12 protein-coding genes are annotated in these 17,157 nt (G+C 73.4%); 7 read left to right on the top strand and 5 right to left on the bottom strand.

Going from position 1 to position 17,157, the window contains the following annotated elements; all coding sequences use genetic code 11:
- Nucleotides 1-225 precede the first annotated feature (225 nt).
- Nucleotides 226-1,323 (top strand): globin domain-containing protein, encoded by a 1,098-nt coding sequence (locus tag ABD292_RS07155; protein ID WP_344206188.1) that lies wholly within the window; start codon nt 226-228, stop codon nt 1,321-1,323.
- Nucleotides 1,324-1,483: 160 nt separating this feature from the next.
- Here ABD292_RS07155 and ABD292_RS07150 read toward each other — a convergent pair whose 3' ends face one another.
- A complete protein-coding gene (locus tag ABD292_RS07150) occupies nt 1,484-2,281 on the bottom strand; it encodes a helix-turn-helix domain-containing protein (protein ID WP_344206186.1) in 798 nt (265 codons plus the stop codon).
- 249 nt (nt 2,282-2,530) lie between these two features.
- On the opposite strand from ABD292_RS07150, the gene ABD292_RS07145 reads away from it, so the two are divergent.
- Nucleotides 2,531-3,610, top strand: coding sequence for a WD40/YVTN/BNR-like repeat-containing protein (locus ABD292_RS07145; protein ID WP_344206184.1), 1,080 nt, complete (start codon nt 2,531-2,533; stop codon nt 3,608-3,610).
- A gap of 3 nt (nt 3,611-3,613) precedes the next feature.
- A complete protein-coding gene (locus ABD292_RS07140) occupies nt 3,614-3,922 on the top strand; it encodes a ubiquitin family protein (protein ID WP_329578499.1) in 309 nt (102 codons plus the stop codon).
- A gap of 41 nt (nt 3,923-3,963) precedes the next feature.
- On the opposite strand, the gene thyX is transcribed toward ABD292_RS07140, so the two are convergent.
- From thyX to ABD292_RS07125, 3 genes are all read right to left on the bottom strand, one after another.
- Nucleotides 3,964-4,746 (bottom strand): FAD-dependent thymidylate synthase, encoded by a 783-nt coding sequence (gene thyX, locus ABD292_RS07135; protein ID WP_344206182.1) that lies wholly within the window; start codon nt 4,744-4,746, stop codon nt 3,964-3,966.
- An 88-nt stretch (nt 4,747-4,834) separates the two neighbouring features.
- Entirely contained in the window at nt 4,835-6,094 is a 1,260-nt protein-coding gene (locus tag ABD292_RS07130) for an amidohydrolase family protein (RefSeq protein WP_344206180.1), read from the bottom strand.
- An 84-nt stretch (nt 6,095-6,178) separates the two neighbouring features.
- Nucleotides 6,179-8,305, bottom strand: a complete 2,127-nt coding sequence (locus tag ABD292_RS07125) for an anthranilate synthase component I (RefSeq protein ID WP_344206178.1) — start codon at nt 8,303-8,305, stop codon at nt 6,179-6,181.
- A 235-nt stretch (nt 8,306-8,540) separates the two neighbouring features.
- On the opposite strand from ABD292_RS07125, the gene ABD292_RS07120 reads away from it, so the two are divergent.
- The 4 genes from ABD292_RS07120 (at nt 8,541) to ABD292_RS07105 (ending at nt 16,211) form a co-directional block, all read left to right on the top strand.
- A complete protein-coding gene (locus tag ABD292_RS07120) occupies nt 8,541-9,983 on the top strand; it encodes a glycosyltransferase family 39 protein (RefSeq protein WP_344206176.1) in 1,443 nt (480 codons plus the stop codon).
- 144 nt (nt 9,984-10,127) lie between these two features.
- On the top strand, nt 10,128-13,628 hold the full coding sequence (locus ABD292_RS07115; protein WP_344206174.1) for a S8 family serine peptidase: 3,501 nt from the start codon (nt 10,128-10,130) through the stop codon (nt 13,626-13,628).
- A gap of 79 nt (nt 13,629-13,707) precedes the next feature.
- Nucleotides 13,708-15,285, top strand: a complete 1,578-nt coding sequence (locus ABD292_RS07110) for a CocE/NonD family hydrolase (RefSeq protein ID WP_344206173.1) — start codon at nt 13,708-13,710, stop codon at nt 15,283-15,285.
- Nucleotides 15,267-16,211, top strand: coding sequence for a helix-turn-helix transcriptional regulator (locus ABD292_RS07105; RefSeq protein WP_344206172.1), 945 nt, complete (start codon nt 15,267-15,269; stop codon nt 16,209-16,211). Before ABD292_RS07110 ends, ABD292_RS07105 begins: the two co-directional genes overlap by 19 nt.
- On the opposite strand, the gene ABD292_RS07100 is transcribed toward ABD292_RS07105, so the two are convergent.
- Nucleotides 16,202-17,092 (bottom strand): SDR family oxidoreductase, encoded by an 891-nt coding sequence (locus tag ABD292_RS07100; RefSeq protein ID WP_344206170.1) that lies wholly within the window; start codon nt 17,090-17,092, stop codon nt 16,202-16,204. The genes ABD292_RS07105 and ABD292_RS07100 overlap by 10 nt on opposite strands.
- Nucleotides 17,093-17,157 lie beyond the last annotated feature (65 nt).

The following is a 17,157-nucleotide window of genomic DNA, read 5'->3' as shown; positions in this document are numbered from 1 at the left end:
GGAATAACGAAAAAAGCGATCGCGGAGAAATTCGCCCCCTATTGCGGCGAAACGGTTGTGACGCGTCAGGCGGGGTGTAAGACTCCTTTGCGAGCGCGTGGTAGCCGGGGCCGGACCGCGCCGCTCGCCACCCGGAGCCGTCAGGGAGGTGGAACGACGAGGACCGGAGCGTTTCTCCGGTCAGCAAAGTGGGGTTGCGTACAAATGTCGTTGAATCCGCGCCTGGTGAAAGAGAGTTTCTCCGTCGTCGAGCCGCACGCAGAACGGGCCACCGCCTATTTCTACGGCCGCTTGTTCGCCGAGAACCCGCAGCTGCGCGCCATGTTCCCGCCCGCCATGGACGTTCAGCGCGACCGCCTGTTCGGCGCGCTGACCCGGATCGTCTGGAGCCTCGACAGCCCCGACGGCCTCGACTCCTACCTCGGCCAGCTTGGCAGGGACCACCGCAAGTACGGTGTCCTCGCCGAGCACTACACCGCCATCGGCAACGCGCTGCTGGCCACGATCCGCCGCTTCGCCGCCGACATCTGGGACCACGAGATCGAGGCGGCGTGGGTGTCGGCGTACACCGCCGCGGCCAACTCCATGATCCGCGCGGCCGACGCCGACGCCGGCGTCTCCCCGCCCTGGTGGCTGGCCGACGTCGTCGGCCACGAGCTGCGCCACCGCGACATCGCGGTCATCACGCTGCGGCCGGCGCAGCGGCTGCCGTACCTGCCGGGCCAGTACGTCAACGTGCAGACCTCCCGCTGGCCGCGCGTGTGGCGGACGTTCTCCATCGCCAACGCGCCGCGTCCGGACAACACCATCCGGCTGCACGTGCGCTCGGTCCCCGGCGGCTGGGTGTCCACGGCGCTGACCCGGCACACCGCGGTGGGCGACACGGTCCTGCTGGGCCCGGCCATGGGCACGATGACGCCCGACGACGAGAGCGGGCGCGACATCCTGTGCGTGGCGGGCGGCACCGGCCTGGCGCCGCTGAAGTCGATCGTCGAGCACGTCATCGCCTCCGGCCGGCGGCCCAACATCCACCTGCTGTACGGCGCCCGCACCGCCGCCGAGCTCTACGACCTGCCCGACCTGCTGAGGATGGCCGCCGCGTTCCCGTGGCTGCGGGTGGTGCCGGTGGTCTCCGGCGACCCGTCCTGGGTGGGGATGAGCGGCGGCCTGCCCGAGGTGACCCAGCGCTTCCACTCCTGGACCGAGCACGAGGTGTACGTGTGCGGCCCGCCCGGCATGGTCAGCGAGACCGTGCGCCGCCTGCAGTCCGACGGCGTCCCCCTGTCCCGCATCCACCGGGACCTCGCCCACGCCCAGAGCTGACCGCCGGGCGGGGGCGCGGGGCCTGGTCGGGCGCGGGGCCTGGTCGGGCGCGGGGCCTGGTCGGGCGCGGGGCCTGGTCGGGCGCGGGGCCTGGTCGGGCGCGGGGCCTGGTCGGGCGCGGGGCCTGGTCGGGCGCGGGGCCGGTCAGGTGCGGGGCCGGTCAGGTGCGGCGAAAGGCGGCGGCGGTCTCCTCGTCGCCCGGCCAGAACGTCTCGATCGCCAGCTCCGACACCGTCACGTCCAGCGGGGTGCCGAACGTCGCGATCGTCGTGAACATCGACAGCACCCGGTCGCCGGCCGCGATGCGCAGCGGCACCAGGATGTCGGCCGGGCCGGGCACGTGGGCCACGTTGAGGTCCACGCCGGGGTAGGTGTAGGAGGCCAGTTCCTCGTACAGCTCCGCCAGCCGCGGGTCGCCCGAGGTCTCGGCCTGCCGCCGGATCGGGGGCAGCAGGTGGGCGCGCACCTCCGCCAGGTTGAGCAGCCGCCCGCCCATGCCCTGCGGGTGCAGCGACAGCCGCATCACGTTGACGGGCTCCTTCAGCAGCTCGGCCGGCACGCCGTCCATGAACATCCCGGCCGCCGCGTTGGCCGCCACCAGGTTCCACGCCGCGTCCACCACGACCGCCGGGTACGGCTCGTGCCCGGCGAGGATCCGGTCCAGCGCCTGGCGCACCACCCCCAGCTCCGGCGCGCGCACCTCCCGCTCGGGGTACATCGGCGCGAACCCGGCCGCGGTCAGCAGCGCGTTGCGCTGCCGCAGCGGCACCTCCAGCTCCTCGGCCAGCCGCCGCACCATCTCACGGCTCGGCCGGGCCCTGCCGGTCTCCAGGAAGCTGATGTGGCGGGCCGACACCTCGGCCTCGATGGCCAGGTCGAGCTGGCTCACCCGCCGCCGCTGCCGCCACGACCGCAACAACTCACCAAAAGTCTCATTTCGTACGGCTACCGCTCCCATGCCGGAAAACCTACCGTTCCGAGGGAAGCGCCACGATTACCCGTCAGGTAATGGGCGGCCCGGCGAGCCGAGGCCGGGGACGTCACGGGGCGAATCCACCAGTGCCCGGAAGTTGTCGGCGGCGCGTGGCACGATGGGCGCCAAGCCCCACCCGACAGCGACACGCTCACCAGAGACACGCCGTTTCACCTCCGCGCCCGCATCCTCCGCTCCCGCTCCGAGACCAGCTTCCACGCTGAAGGAGATCCGATGACTGACGCACTGCTCGCGATCGGCACCCGCAAGGGCCTGTTCCTCGCCCGCTCCCGCGACGGCGGCCCGTTCGAGATCGAGCCGATCCAGTTCTCCACGGTGGCGGTCCCCTCGGTGGCCGTCGACACCCGCGCCCCCGCCCCCCGGCTGCTGGCCGGCATCGAGTACGGCCACTTCGGCCCGTCCGTCATGTACAGCGACGACCTGGGCCGCACCTGGAGCGAGGCCGAGCGGCCGCCGATCGCCTTCCCCGAGAAGACCGAGACCACCCTGACCCGGGTGTGGCAGCTCGTGCCCTCCCCCAGCGAGCCCGGCGTCGTGTGGGCCGGGGTCGAGCCGGGCGCGCTGTTCCGCTCCGAGGACCGCGGCGTGACCTACCAGCTGGTCGAGGGGCTGTGGGAGCACCCGCACCGCCCGCGCTGGGTGCCGGGCGGTGGCGGGCTGTGCCTGCACACGATCGTCTGCCATCCCGCCGATCCACGGGTGATGGGCGTGGCGATCTCCACGGGCGGCTTCTACCGCACCTCCGACGGCGGGCTGTCCTGGGAGGCGGCCAACCAGGGCATCAGGGCGCCGTTCCTGCCGGAGGGGCAGCAATACCCCGAGTTCGGGCACTGCGTGCACAAGGTCGCGCCCGACCCGGTCGACCCCGAACGGCTCTACCTCCAGCACCACTTCGGCGTCTACCGCAGCGACGACTTCGGCGGCGCCTGGCACGACATCGGCTCCTCGCTGCCGTCCGACTTCGGCTTCCCCGTCGTCGCCCATCCCACCCGGCCGGACACCCTCTACGTGCTGCCGCTGCACGCCGACATGGACCGCACGCCGGTCGGCCACCGCTACCGCGTCCACCGCAGCGACGACGCCGGCGGCACCTGGCGGGCGCTGGAGCGCGGCCTGCCGGAGGGGCCGGTGCACGCCGCCGTGCTGCGCGACGCGATGACCATGTCGGAGGCGGGCCTGTTCTTCGGCACCCGCGACGGCGAGGTCCACTGCTCGCGCGACGACGGCGAGAGCTGGACCCTGGTGGCCCGGCACCTGCCCGACGTCCTCACCGTGCGTGCGGCGGTGCTCTGACCCATGGCCGGATCGGTGACGATGGTGGTCTTCGTGCTGCCCAGCACGTTGCGGCGGTGGGTGAGCGGCCGGGCCGAGGTCAAGGTCTTCGCCGTGGGCGCCGACCGCGACTCCCCGCCCACCCTGGGCTCGGCGCTGGAGTCGCTGCGCCGCGCCCATCCGCTGCTGGAGGAGCGGCTGCGCGACGAGTACGGGCGCATCCGCCGCCACATCAGCATGTTCGTCTGCGGCGAGAACGCCCGGGGGCTCGGCGGCCTCGACTGTGCCCTCCCGCCGGGCGCGGAGGTCTACGTGCTGCCCGCCCTGACCTGACCTGAGCTGACCTGGCCGGCCCCGCCGGGGCGGGGGCGGGGTCAGACCTTGCGCCAGCCGGGGATCCAGGCGCCGTCCTCGACGACGTAGTCGCCGAAGAGGGCGGGGGCCTCCTCGCGCATCAGCTCGCCGATGCGCTGGAACAGCAGGCGGATCTCCTCCTCCGCCCCGACGGCGGTGCGGGCCTCGATGGTGTGCCGCAGCGTGCGGACGTTGGCCGTCCACACCAGCCCGGTGGCCAGGCCCTCGGGGGCGAACCTGCGCATGAACGAGGTGCGGTGCTTCTTCTCCGAGAACGGCACGCCCTCCTCGTCGAGCCCGAAGTGGCCGGCCATCCAGAGCTGGAACTGCTCAAGCTGCTCCAGCACCGCCGTGGCCCGCTTCATCAGCTCGGCGTCGGCCTGCGCCCACTCGGGGAACCAGAACGGCAGCTCGTCGAGGCGGACGAAACGCAGCGACTCCTGCGAGATGGCCACCCCGGGACGGTGCCGGACCAGCTCGTGGGTGAGCACCCGGCTCACGTTGTGCAGCACGAAGCTGAAGCTGACGTGCTCCAGGACCGAGCCGTGCGCGCTGGCCAGGATGTTGCGCAGGTATTCGTCCTGGTTTTCGCGGATGCGTACGACGTTGGGGTTGAGGCCCGGCTCGAAGGAGCGGTAGCAGAGCCGGCCGGCGAACTCGGCGAGGTTCTGCGCGTCGAGGTCGCCGCGGTCGAGCCGCTCCAGCCAGCTCTCGCCGCCGACCTCGGAGAGGTAGCGGGCCAGCTCGTCGTAGTCGAGCGCCGGACGGGCGACGACGAAGACCTCGGGTTCGACACTGCGCATGTTTTCTTGAGCCCCCCGCTCGTTCGGATATTCGGTGACCGCAGTCATGCATCCAACCAGGTGAGAGGCCGTTTGGGAAACGGGCCGGTCAGAGGCGGTAGACGCGGCGGGCGTTGCCCGAGCCGATCATGTGGGCGATGCGGGCGGCGTCGGCGGCGCTCCACTCGCCGTCGCGGACGCGCCCGGCCAGGGCCGTGCCGAGGGCGCGCCGGTAGTAGAGCGCGCCGAGCAGGCAGCTCTCGGCCAGGCCACGGGAGCCGGAGCTGAACAGCAGCTTGTGGAACGGGGCCAGCTCCAGCAGGTCCTCCATGACCCGGGCCGCGGCGCCCGCGGTGTGCGGCAGGGCGAGGCCGACGTCCACGTAGACGTGCGGGTGGAGGCCGGCGAGGTAGGCGGCCTGGCGGTGGAACGGGTAGCAGCCCAGCAGGATCACCGGGACGCTCAGGGGCTGCAGGGCGGCGATGAAGGCGCTCAGCCGGACCGGGTCGGCGCGGTGCGGGCCGGGCGGCTCAGGGGCCGCGACGAGGCCGCTGAGCAGCAGCTCGGACGCGCTCAGCCCGCGCCCGCCATGACCGGTACGGCCGGGGTCGGCGGGGTCGGGCTGGGGCGGGACGGGGGCGGCGGAGGTGGGGAAGCCGGTGTGGAGCTGGAGGGGCAGGCCGCGTTCCCTGGCCACGTCCACGGCGCTCCACAGCAGGTGCCGCAGCAGCACCGGGTCGGTCAGCGGCTCCCTGGGCGCGGCGAGCCGCCGGTTGGCGGCGGCGATCACCGAGCCGCGGCTCGGCCGGGCCGGGTCGAAGTCGAGCCCGCACCGGGTGGCGACGACGGTCTTGAGCCCGACGGCGCGGGCGGCGCGGGCGGACAGCTCCTCGCCCAGGGTGTCGAGGTAGTCGACGGCGAGCGCGGCGCTCTCGGCGACGTCCTGCTCGATCTGCTCGACGCGGACCAGCTCGTCGGCGGCGGCGCCGCCGTGACGGCCCATCTCGGCGGCCGACAGCAGGTCGAGGTCCTCGGTCCCGGTGTCGACCAGGAACGCGACCACCCCGGCCGCGGCCAGCAGCCGCCGGTTGACCTCGACGGCCCCGAGGTCGGCCCGGCGGGAGAGGTAGACGGCGGGCGGGGCGTGCGGCTCCAGGTCGAGCACGGGCGCGCACCAGCGCCGCACCGCCATCCCGTACGGCGTGTCGAAGTGCGTGGTGCCGGGCGGCGCCGGGGCCCCGCCCTCACTGATCAGCAGCTCGAACCTGGCCCGGTTCAGGTCGTCGCGGTGCACCCCGTGGCAGTGGTGGTCCACCAGCGGGGCCAGCAGCGCGTCACGCACCGTGACGGGCAGTTCTACGGGGAGCATGCGGAGACTCTAAGGGAGCTCCGCACGCCCCCGCGCCGATTTCCACACAGCCGTTTTCACACAGCCGTTTTCACACAGCCGGCGTCACCGGCGGGACAGGCGCAGCACGTTCGCGATGACCTTGGCGCCCGCGCCGCCCTCCTGGGTGAGGATCGACTCGGGGTGGAACTGCACGGCGAAGCGGCGCCGCTCGGGGTCCTCGATGGCCATGACGTTGCCGTCGGGCGTGAGCGCGGTGGCCTCGAACCCGACTACTCCGGGCTGCTTGGCGTGCAGCGAGTGGTAGCGGGCGGCGGTGAACCGCTCGGGCAGGCCGTCGAGCAGGGCGCTGTCGCCGAGCCGGCCGACCTCGCCGCGCTTGCCGTGCTCGGGGTAGCCGAGCAGCTCCAGCGTGCCGCCGGCGTGCTCGACCATGGCCTGCAGGCCGAGGCAGACGCCGAAGACCGGCAGGTCGCGGGCGTAGACCTGGTCGAGCAGGGCGGACATCCCGAAGTCGGACGGCCAGCCGGGGCCGGGCGAGAGCACGACAAGGTCCGGCGCGATGTCGTCGATCATGTGGGGCGGGAAGCCGTGGCGCAGGGTCACGACGTCGGCGCCCTCCTGGCGGAAGTAGTCGGCCAGGGTGTTGACGAAGGAGTCCTCGTGGTCCACGAGCAGCACCTTCATGCCGAGCCCCGGCTGCGGGCGGGCCTCGGCGACCGGGACGGCGCCGGGCTCGTTGACCGCGGCGAGGGCGCCGAGCAGGGCGCTGGCCTTGAGCTCGGTCTCGCGCTCCTCGGCCTCGGGGTCGGAGTCGAACAGCAGCGTGGCCCCGGCGCGGACGGTGGCCACGCCGTTCTTGATCTGGGCGGTGCGCAGGGTGAGGCCGGTGTTCATGGAGCCGTCGAAGCCGATGAAGCCGATGGCGCCGCCGTACCAGCGGCGGGTGGTGGCCTCGTGGTCCTCGATGAACTGCATGGCCCAGGTCTTGGGCGCCCCGGTGACGGTGACGGCCCACATGTGGGTGAGGAAGGCGTCGAGGGCGTCGAACTCGGGGCGCAGGCGGCCCTCGATGTGGTCGACGGTGTGGATGAGGCGCGAGTAGAGCTCGATCTGGCGGCGGCCGATGACCTTGACGGTGCCGGGGACGCAGATGCGCGACTTGTCGTTGCGGTCCACGTCGGTGCACATGGTCAGCTCCGACTCCTCCTTGACGCTGGACAGGAGGGTGCGGATGGCCTCGGCGTCCTCAACCGGGTTGCTGCCGCGGGCGATCGTGCCGGAGATCGGGCAGGTCTCGACGCGGTCGCCGCTGACCCTGACGTACATCTCGGGCGAGGCTCCGACCAGGTGCTCGCCCTCGCCGAGGCTGATGAGGAACTCGTACGGGGCGGGGTTGCTGCGGCGCAGGCCGCGGTAGAAGGCGGCCGGGTCGGTGCAGGCGGCGTGGAAGACCTGGCCGGGCACCACCTCGAACAGGTCGCCACGCTTGAACTTCTCCTTGGCGGCGGCGACGACCTTGGCGTAGTCGCCCCTGACCGGGTTGGGGGGCAGCTCGCCGGGCTCGCGGAGCGGCGTGGCGGAGCCGGCGCGCTCCAGCCCGCGGGTGGTGGCGCCGTCGACGGTGAACTCGTAGCGGTATTCGACGCAGGTCTCGCGCTGGCGGTCGACCACGACGAGCCGGTCCGGCAGGTGGAGCACCAGGTCGCGCTGGTCGTCGGGGCGGACGAGCTCCTGCCGGATGGGCTCGAACTGGAAGGCCAGGTCGTAGCCGAAGGCGCCGTACAGGCCGAGGTGCGGGTCGTCGCCGCGGAAGGCGGCGATGACCTCGCGGATGGCGGTGAAGACGGTGGGCCGGCGGCTGCGCTGCTCCTCGGGGAGCAGGTCCTCCGACTCGGGGACGTGCACCTCGACCCGGTCGGCGGTCGGCTCGCTGACCGGCTTGCCCGCGGCCAGCAGGCAGGAGGCGACGGCGGGCAGGACGACGCGGCCGCGCTCGTTGAGCGCGGTGGCCGCGATAGTGCGGCCGCGGGCGACCAGTTCGAGGCACGGGTCGACGTAGCCGAAGGCCCATCGGCTGTAGCGGCCCGGGTAGTCCATGCCCGAGGAGAAGGCGCCGCCGCGGCGCTCCCCGAGGGCGGTCACGATCTCTTCGAGCGCCGCCTCGTCGACCTCGCGAGCCTCGCGCTCGACGCCGATCCCCCCGGCGGTGGTATATCCGCTCGTCTCCACTTGCTGCCCCTTACCACGTGAAATGATCGAGCCCCGGGGGCGGACACGAGAAAGGCCGCCTTCCGGGGCGGCCGTCCATGAGGAATGCGAAACTCGCGCCGCCTAGGAGCGGCGCCACCACTGGAGCTGAGCGCTGTTTCGCATGCCGACAGGTTAACCCGCGGACCAAGATCGCGCAACGCGGCCACGCCGCGGCCGTGACAAAAGGCGCGCGGAGGATCTAGCTTGGGCGTTCATGGAGCGGCCCTTGGCGTGGCGGTCGATCTCGGTGGTCGCGGTCCTGCTGTTCGGGGCGCTGCTGGCGCTGAGCCCCTCCTACGGCTACCACCGCGACGAGCTGTACTTCCGGGTGCTGTCCGAGCACCCCGGCTGGGGGTACGTCGACCAGCCGCCGCTGACGCCGCTGCTGGCCGGGGCGGGCATCCGGCTCTTCGGCGACACGATCACCGGCATCCGGGTGTTCCCCGCGCTGGCCATGGCGGTCCTGGTGTGGCTGGTGGCGCTGATCGCGCGGGAGCTGGACGGCTCACGGGCGGCCCAGACGCTGGCGGCGGCGGGCACGGCGACGGGGGCGTACACCCTCATCGCGGGGCACTCGCTGCTGACGCTCAGCTTCGATCTGCCGCTGTGGGCGGCGGCCATCCTGTTCCTGCTCAAGGCGCTGCTGCGGGAGCGGGAGCCGCGCTGGTGGCTCGCCGCGGGGGCGGTGATCGGGCTCGCCACCTACAACAAGCACCTCATCGCGCTGCTGGTGCTGGGCCTGGCGGCCGGGCTGCTCGCCGCGGGGCCGCGCCGGGTGCTCGCGAACCCCTGGCTGTGGGCGGGCGGCCTGCTGGCGCTCGCGCTGGCCGTGCCGAACCTGCTCTACCAGGTGGCCAACGACTGGCCGCAGCTCAAGATGGCGGCGGCGCTCAGCGCGGACAAGGGCGCGGAGCTGCGGATGATGTACGTGCCGATGCAGCTCACGCTGTTCGGGCCGGCGGTGTCGGTGATCGCCGCGTTCGGGTTCGTCCGGCTGTGGCGGGACCGGCGGGTGCGGGCGCTGGCGGTGGCCTACCCGGTGGCCGCGGCGCTGACGCTGATCGCCGGCGGGCGCTTCGACTACACCGCCGGGCTGATCCTGCTGCTGTTCGCGGCCGGCTGCGTGTCGGCCGCCGCGGCGGCCCGCCGGGTCCGGCTGGCGGCGGGTGCGGGCCTCGCGCTCAGCGGGCTGGGCTCGGCGCTCCTGGCGCTGCCGCTGGTGCCGGTGGCGGAGCTGGCGGGGACGCCGGTGCCGGCGATCAACGAGGTGGCGCGCGAGTCGGTCGGCTGGCCCGAGTTCGTGGCGGCCGTCCAGAGCGTGCGCGCCGCGATCCCGCCGGCCGAGCAGGCGACGGCGATGGTGTTCACCGGCAGCTACGGCGAGCACGGCGCGCTGGCGCGGGCCGGGGTGCCGCGCGTGTACTCGGGGCACAACCACCTCTGGCTGTTCGGCCCGCCGCCGGACACCGCCACCACGGCGGTGCTGGTCAACGTGGGGCCGCGGATCCGCGAGCAGTTCGGGACGTGCGAGCGGCGGGCCACGGTGGACAACGGGGCCGGTCTGGACAACGAGGAGCAGGGCCTCGCGGTGTGGCTCTGCCGGGACCTGCGCACCCCCTGGTCGGTCACCTGGCCGCGCTGGCGGCATTTCAGCTGACCCGCGCCGGCGCGGGCCCGCTTTTGTGCATGACCGAATCTCCTATCTCTCTGTCATGTCACGGTTTACGACAAGTCTTGCTTTCCCGACATGCGCGCTTCACTCTTTCCGACAGAGGCGGAAAGATCACTCGAAGGAGAGCGTGTGCTCATCACCCCCCGAAGGCGGGCGGCCCTGGCCGGGCTCGTCGCCGCCGCCCTGTTATCCCCGCAGGCGTTGTTCCCGCAGGCCGCGGCCGCGGCCGAGCCCGGCAAGATCGACGCCGTCGTCCAGGCGGAGCTGGAGCAGGACGGCAAGGCCACCTTCTGGGTCCGGATGAAGGGGGCCGCCGACCTGAGCGGCGCCCGCCGGGCCGCCACCAAGCAGGCCAAGACCGAGCTGGTGGTCGAGTCCAAGACCGAGCGCGCCGAGTCGGCCCAGCGGAGCCTGCGCAAGCTGCTGGACGCCCGCTCGGCCGACTACACCTCGTTCTGGATCGTCAACGCCGTGCGGGTCACCGCCGACGAGAAGCTGGCCGCGGAGATCGCCAAGCTGCCCGAGGTCGAGACCATCGCCCCGGTCCGCACGCTCAGCCTGCCCAAGCCGGACAAGGCCACGGCCGAGGCTCGGGTGAACGCGGTCGAGTGGAACATCGACAGGATCGGCGCCCCGCGCGTGTGGAGCGAGACGGGCAACCGGGGCGAGGGCATCGTGGTCGCCACGATCGACTCCGGCGCCCAGTTCGACCACCCCGAGCTGGCCGCGAGCTACCGGGGCAAGAACCCCGACGGCACGGTGACGCACGACTACAACTGGTTCGACCCGGCCCGGGTCTGCCCGACGTCGGCGCCGTGCGACAACAACGGCCACGGCACGCACGTCATGGGCACCATGGTCGGCGCGAACGGCATCGGCGTCGCCCCCGGCGCCCGCTGGATCGCCGCCAAGGGCTGCGAGCTCAACACCTGCACCGACGCCTCCCTGCTGGCCGCCGGGCAGTGGATCCTCGCGCCCACGGACGCCTCGGGCCGGAACCCGCGCCCGGACCTCGCGCCGGACATCGTCAACAACTCCTGGGGCGGCGACGGCTACGACCCCTGGTACAAGGAGACGGTCGAGGCGTGGGTGGCGGCCGGCATCTTCCCGGCCTTCGCCAACGGCAACGAGGGCCCGGCCTGCGACACCTCAGGCTCCCCCGGCCAGTACGTCATCAGCTACAGCGCGGGCGGCTTCGACGTCAACAACGCCGTGTACGCCCGCTCCAGCAAGGGCGAGGGCGAGGGCGGCGAGATCAAGCCGAACATCTCCGCCCCTGCCGTCAACGTGCGCTCCTCCACCCCCGGCGGCACCTACGACAGCTACACCGGCACCTCGATGGCCTCGCCGCACGTGGCGGCCACGGTGGCGCTGATCTGGTCGGCCTCGCCCGCGCTGCAGGGCGACGTGGCCAACACCCGGCCGCTGCTGGACTCGACCGCCGTGGACGTCAACGACACGAGCTGCGGCGGCACCGCGGCCGACAACAACGTCTGGGGCGAGGGCCGGCTCGACGCGTACGCGGCCGTCAACGCAGCGCCGAGGGGCGAGACCGGCGACCTGAGCGGCACGGTCACCTCCGGCGGCGCGCCGCTCGCCGGGGCGGCGGTCACCGTGGCCGGGGCGGTGACCCGTACGGTCACCACCGGCGCGGACGGCCGGTACACGATCCCGCGCCTGCTGGAGGGCGACTACGAGCTGACCGCGGCCAAGTTCGGCTACGACACGGCGACCGCCCGGGTGACGATCGCCGCCGGGCAGAGCGCCACGGCGGACGTGCCGATGACGCAGAAGCCGGGCGGCACGGTGTCCGGCACGGTCAGCACGGCGGGCACGCCCGAGGCGGGCGCGACCGTGGCCGCGCGCGGCACTCCGGTGAGCGCCGTCACCGATGCGGCCGGCCGCTACAGCCTCACGCTGCCCGAGGGCTCCTACGAGCTGGACGTCACACCGGCCTCCCGCTGCTCGACCGCGGCGAGCGCCGAGGTCACCGTTGCCGGGAACGTCACCAAGGACATCGAGCTGCCGCTGCGTGGCGACGGGTTCGGCTACACCTGCCGCGGCGGGGCGCAGCCGTACGTGGCGGGGACCGAGAAGCTGGCGCTGACCGGCGACGACGAGGCCACGCAGGTGACGCTGCCGTTCCCGGTGCCGTTCTACGGGGCGGGCCAGAGCCGGGCGTGGATCGCCACGAACGGGTTCCTCACCTTCGCCGACAGCCGGGCGACCACCGCGAGCAACGGCAACCTGCCCACCACCTCGACGCCGAACAACGCGGTCTACCCGTACTGGGACGATCTGATCGTGGACGCTCAGGCCGGGGTGTACACGGCGGTGACCGGCACGGCACCGCACCGGGCGTTCGTGGTGGAGTGGCGCGACGTCGCCTTCTACAACGTCAGCGGGCAGCGGATCTCGTTCGCGGCGCTGCTGGGCGAGGACGGCTCGATCTCCTTCCGCTACAAGGACCTCGCCAGCGAGCGCGCCCGGGGCACCAGCGCCACGGTCGGCATCGAGAACGCGACCGGCACGGACGCGATGCGCTACTCCTACGAGGAGGCCGCGCTGTCCTCCGGGCAGGGCGTGACGTTCACCGCGAGCCGGCACGGCCTGGTGACCGGCGCGGTCACCGACGCCAACGACGGTGAGCCGATCGCCGGGGCGACGGTCAAGGTGGGCGACGTGGCGACGTTCACGACCGGCGCGGACGGCTCGTTCTCCGGCCAGGTGCTGGCCGGCGACTACGACGTCACGGTGTCCAGGGAGCACTACGGCACCTTCACCAAGCAGGTCTCGATCGCGCCCGGCTCGGTGACCAGGATCGACACGAAGCTGGTGACCGGGCGGGTGAGCGCGTCGGCGGCCGAGCTGACCGTGGTCATGCCGGCCGGATCCACCCGTACGCGGACGCTGACGCTCACCAACCTCGGCGCGGCGACGCCGTACACGGTGACGGGCGAGACGTGGGCGGCGGTGACGCCCGCGGCCGGTGAGCTGGCCACCGGGCAGCAGGTGACGCTCAAGGTGACGGTCTCCAGCGACGGGGTCGCGGCGGGCGCGGTGCGCGCCGGGAAGATCCTGGTGAAGTCGGCGAGCGGGCGGCAGCCCACGATCGAGATCGCGGTCAAGGTCGTGGTGCCGAGGCTCCAGGTGGCGGTCGACGTCGGCGGATCGAAGGCGGCGACCGACGCCGCCGGGGACGCCTGGACGCCGGACCGCAAGTACGCCCAGGGCTCGCACGGCTACGTCGCCACCTCCAGCAGGACGCTGAGCACGACCAGGACCGTCGCGGGGACGACGGACCAGGCGCTGTTCCGGTCCGCCCGCGAGGGCATGCTGGAGTACCGCTTCGACGGGGTGCCGGCCGGGACGTACACGGTGGAGCTGGACTTCGCCGAGATCAAGAGCACGCAGATCGGCAAGCGCGTGTTCGACGTGCTGGTCGAGGGGCAGCTCGCGATCCCGGCGCTGGACCTGGCGCTGGAGGCGGGCGCCTACACGGCCGTGGCCAGGCAGTACACGGTCCGCGTGACCGACGGGCAGCTCAACGTGCGCTTCGCCACGCGCGTGGGGTCGCCGGTGGTGAACGCGATCCGGATCTCCGAGCGGCCCGACCGCACGGCCCCCTGACGGGGCTCCCGGGCCGGTCCCTCTCCGGGGGCCGGCCCGGGCTACCGTGCCAGGACCGGCGTATGTTACTGAGTAGTACATGAGACGCGTCCGGCTCCAGCGCGACCTCCCGGTCCCGATGCCCGACGGCGTGCGGCTGCTGGCCGACCACTACGCCCCGGCCGGGGCCGGGCGGGCGCCCGTCGTCCTCGTCCGCTCGCCGTACGGGCGGCGCGGCCTGTTCGGGTTCATGTACGGCCGCGGGTTCGCCCGCCAGGGCTTCCATGTCGTCATCCAGAGCTGCCGGGGCGGCTTCGGCTCGGGCGGCACCCTGGACCCCCTCGGGGACGAGCACGAGGACGGCCTGGCCACCATCGCCTGGCTGCGCGAGCAGCCCTGGTACGGCGGCTCGTTCGCGATGTTCGGCCCCTCCTACCTCGGCTACACGCAGTGGGCCGTCGCCCCCTACGCCGGGCCGGAGCTGAAGGCGCTGGCGACGCAGATCACCGCCTCCCAGTTCCGCGACGCCGCCTACGTGGGCGGGGCGTTCGCGCTGGAGTCGGCGCTGAGCTGGACCACGCTCACCGACGGCATGTCGCGCCGCCTCGGCGGGGCCGCGGTGCTGACCGCGCCGCGCTCGACCCGCCGCGCGGTGCTGTCGGGGCGGCCGGTGGCCGAGCTGGACCTGCTGTCGGCGGGCCATCCGCTGCCGTTCTTCCAGGACCTGCTGACCCATCATGCCGACCCGGCCGTCCCCTACTGGGACAAGCGCGACTTCTCCCCCAAGGTAGGCGAGGTGGACGCGGCCGTCACCATGTTGGGCGGCTGGTACGACGTCTTCCTGCCCTGGCAGCTCCAGGACTACGCGGCGCTGCGCCGGGCGGGCCGCCGGCCCTACCTGACGATCGGCCCCTGGTGGCACATCGACGCCCGGCACGCCCGCCCCACCCTGACCGAGGCGTCGGCGTGGTTCCGCGCGCACCTGCTGGGCGATCCCTCGCTGCTGCGGCCCCAGCCGGTGCGCCTCTACGTGACGGGCGCGGAGGAGTGGCGCGACTACCCCGACTGGCCGGTGCCGGGCGTGCGCGAGCGGCGCTGGCACCTGCAGCACGGCTTCGGCCTCGGCGAGGACGGCCCGCAGGAGTCCTGCCCCGACCGTTTCCGCTACGACCCGGCCCGTCCGACGCCGGTCATCGGCGGTCCCGTGCTGCTCGGCGACTCCCGTCCGCGCGACCAGCGCAGGCTGGAGCAGCGCCGCGACGTGCTGGTCTACAGCTCGCCCGCGCTGCGCGCGGACATGGAGACGATCGGCCCGGTACGCGCGGAGTTGTTCGTCCGCTCCAGCACCCCGTACGTTGACGTCGTGGTACGGGTGTGCGACGTGGCGCCGGACGGGCGCTCGCTGAACGTGTGCGAGGGTGTGCGCCGGCTCGGGCCGGGGCCGGACGGCGTCCGCCGGGCCGAGGTCGACCTGTGGCCGATCGCGCACCGGTTCCGGCGCGGGCACCGGGTCCGCGTGCACGTGGCGGCCGGGGCCTACCCGACGATCGCCCGCAACCCTGGCACCGGCCACCCGCTGGCCGCGGGCGGGCCGATGGTGCCCGCCGACGTCGAGGTCTTCCACTCCCCCGAGCTGCCCTCCGCCGTGGTGCTGCCGCTGTGCGCGCCGCGCGGCTGATGTCGCTGGTCCTGCTGCTGCAGGGCCGGGGCGGGATGACGGCGGCGGAGCTGGCGAAGGAGCTGGAGGTCTCGGAGCGGACCGTGCACCGCGACGTGCTCGCGCTCGCCGGGGCGGGCGTGCCGGTCTACGCCGACCGGGGACGGGGCGGCGGCTACCGGCTGCTGGACGGCTACCGCACCCGGCTGACCGGGCTCGACCGGGCCGAGGCCGAGGCGCTGTTCCTGTCGGGGGTGCCGGCCGCGCTGCGCGAGATGGGGCTGCAGGACGTCGCGGCCACCGCCCGGCTGAAGGCCGCCGCGGCGCTCTCCCCCGGGCTGCGCGACGCCCCCGCGACCGCCGCGCAGCGCTTCCACCTGGACGCGCCCGGCTGGTTCGCCGGGGACGAGCCGCCGCCGCCCGCCCTCGCCACGCTGGCGCGGGCGGTGTGGAACGACCGGCGGGTGCGGGCCCGCTACAAGGACCGCGTCCGCGTGCTGGAGCCGTACGGGCTCGTGCTGAAGGCCGGGACCTGGTATCTCGCGGCGCGGCTCGGCAGCCGCTTCCTCATCTTCCGCGTGCACCGGTTCGGCGAGGTGGCCGTACTGCCCGAGTCCTTCGACCGCGAGCCCGGCTTCGACCTGGCCGCGTTCTGGGCGGAGCAGTCCGCCGAGTTCAGCCGCTCGCTACTGCGCGAGGAGATCACGCTGCGGCTCAGCGAGCGGGGCCGGCGGATGCTCCGGCACGTCGCCGATCCGGCCGCGCTGGCCGGCGCGCTCGCCTCGCTCGCTCCCGACGGCACCGTGCGGCTGGCGGTGGAGTCGATCGAGGTGGCCTTCTCGCAGGTGCTGCGGTTCGGGCCGGAGGCGGAGGTGCTGGAGCCGCCGGAGCTGCGGGCGATGGTCGCCGACGCCGCCGCCCGCACCGCCGCGCTCTATCAGCGGTAGCCCGCCGGGTCCGCCTCCTTCCCCTGCTCCAGGACCTCGGTGATGTAGCGCCACACCTGCGGGCGGCTGCCGTCCACGTCGGTGAAGCCGTACGCCTCGGCCAGCTCGCCGCTGGTCACCGAGCGGCCCGACCAGCGGCCCCGGTCCGGGTCGGCGGCGAGCGCGGCGACGGCACGGCCCGCGTAGGCGGGCGTCTCCGACACCATCCAGGCCGGGTCGGCCTTGGCCTCCCGCCAGTTCTCCTCCGTGACGCCGAAATTGTCGAGCATGGCCTCCGAGCGCAGGAAGCCCGGCGTGATCGCCACGCCAGCGCCGCCGTGCGGGCGCAGCTCGTGCGACCAGGCGTACGCCAGCCGGTTCACCGCCACCTTGGCCAGGTCGTAGTAGACGTTGCCCCGGTAGCGGGTCTGGTTGAACTCCCAGGTGCCGTCGGTGACCTCGACGACCAGCCCGCCCTCGTGCCTGACGAGCAGCGGCAGCAGGAACCTGGCGGTGACGAGGTGGGTCTCGACGGCCAGCCGCAGCAGCCGCAGCCCGTCGTCCAGGTCGTGCTCCCACACGGGGGTGTCCCACTTCCACAGGCGGTCGCCGCCCCAGATGTCGTTGACCAGCACGTCGAGCCGCCCCTGCTCGCGCCCGACGCGCTCGGCCAGCGCGGCCACCCGCCCGGGGTCCAGGTGGTCGGCGGGCACCGCGATGCCGGTGCCGCCGGCCGCCGTGACCAGCTCGGCGGTCTCCTCGACGGTCTCCGGCCGGTCCATCTCCGAGCGTGCCGCGCGGGTGCTGCGACCCGTGCAGTAGACGGTCGCGCCGATCTCCCCGAGCGCGACCGCGATTCCTCGTCCCGTTCCGCGGGTGGCTCCCGCTACCACAGCGATCATGACGCCGATCGTGCCGCCGAAAGAGGACATCTCATGTCATGTTTTACGGCAGGACCCTGTGATAA

The sequence above is a fragment of the Nonomuraea bangladeshensis genome (assembly GCF_039529455.1).
GTDB classification, from domain to species: domain Bacteria; phylum Actinomycetota; class Actinomycetes; order Streptosporangiales; family Streptosporangiaceae; genus Nonomuraea; species Nonomuraea bangladeshensis.
The sequence above is the reverse complement of the archived record's forward strand: the minus strand, read 5'-3'. Positions and strand labels throughout refer to the sequence as shown.

What these genes read in the sequence shown, in the direction of transcription:
- ABD292_RS07145 (WP_344206184.1), top strand. Translation starts at nt 2,531, where the DNA reads ATGACTGACGCACTGCTCGCGATCGGCACCCGCAAGGGCCTGTTCCTC.
- ABD292_RS07130 (WP_344206180.1), bottom strand. Translation starts at nt 6,094, where the DNA reads ATGCTCCCCGTAGAACTGCCCGTCACGGTGCGTGACGCGCTGCTGGCC.
- ABD292_RS07150 (WP_344206186.1), bottom strand. Translation starts at nt 2,281, where the DNA reads ATGGGAGCGGTAGCCGTACGAAATGAGACTTTTGGTGAGTTGTTGCGG.
- ABD292_RS07120 (WP_344206176.1), top strand. Translation starts at nt 8,541, where the DNA reads ATGGAGCGGCCCTTGGCGTGGCGGTCGATCTCGGTGGTCGCGGTCCTG.
- ABD292_RS07140 (WP_329578499.1), top strand. Translation starts at nt 3,614, where the DNA reads ATGGCCGGATCGGTGACGATGGTGGTCTTCGTGCTGCCCAGCACGTTG.
- ABD292_RS07100 (WP_344206170.1), bottom strand. Translation starts at nt 17,092, where the DNA reads ATGATCGCTGTGGTAGCGGGAGCCACCCGCGGAACGGGACGAGGAATC.
- thyX (WP_344206182.1), bottom strand. Translation starts at nt 4,746, where the DNA reads ATGCGCAGTGTCGAACCCGAGGTCTTCGTCGTCGCCCGTCCGGCGCTC.
- ABD292_RS07110 (WP_344206173.1), top strand. Translation starts at nt 13,708, where the DNA reads ATGAGACGCGTCCGGCTCCAGCGCGACCTCCCGGTCCCGATGCCCGAC.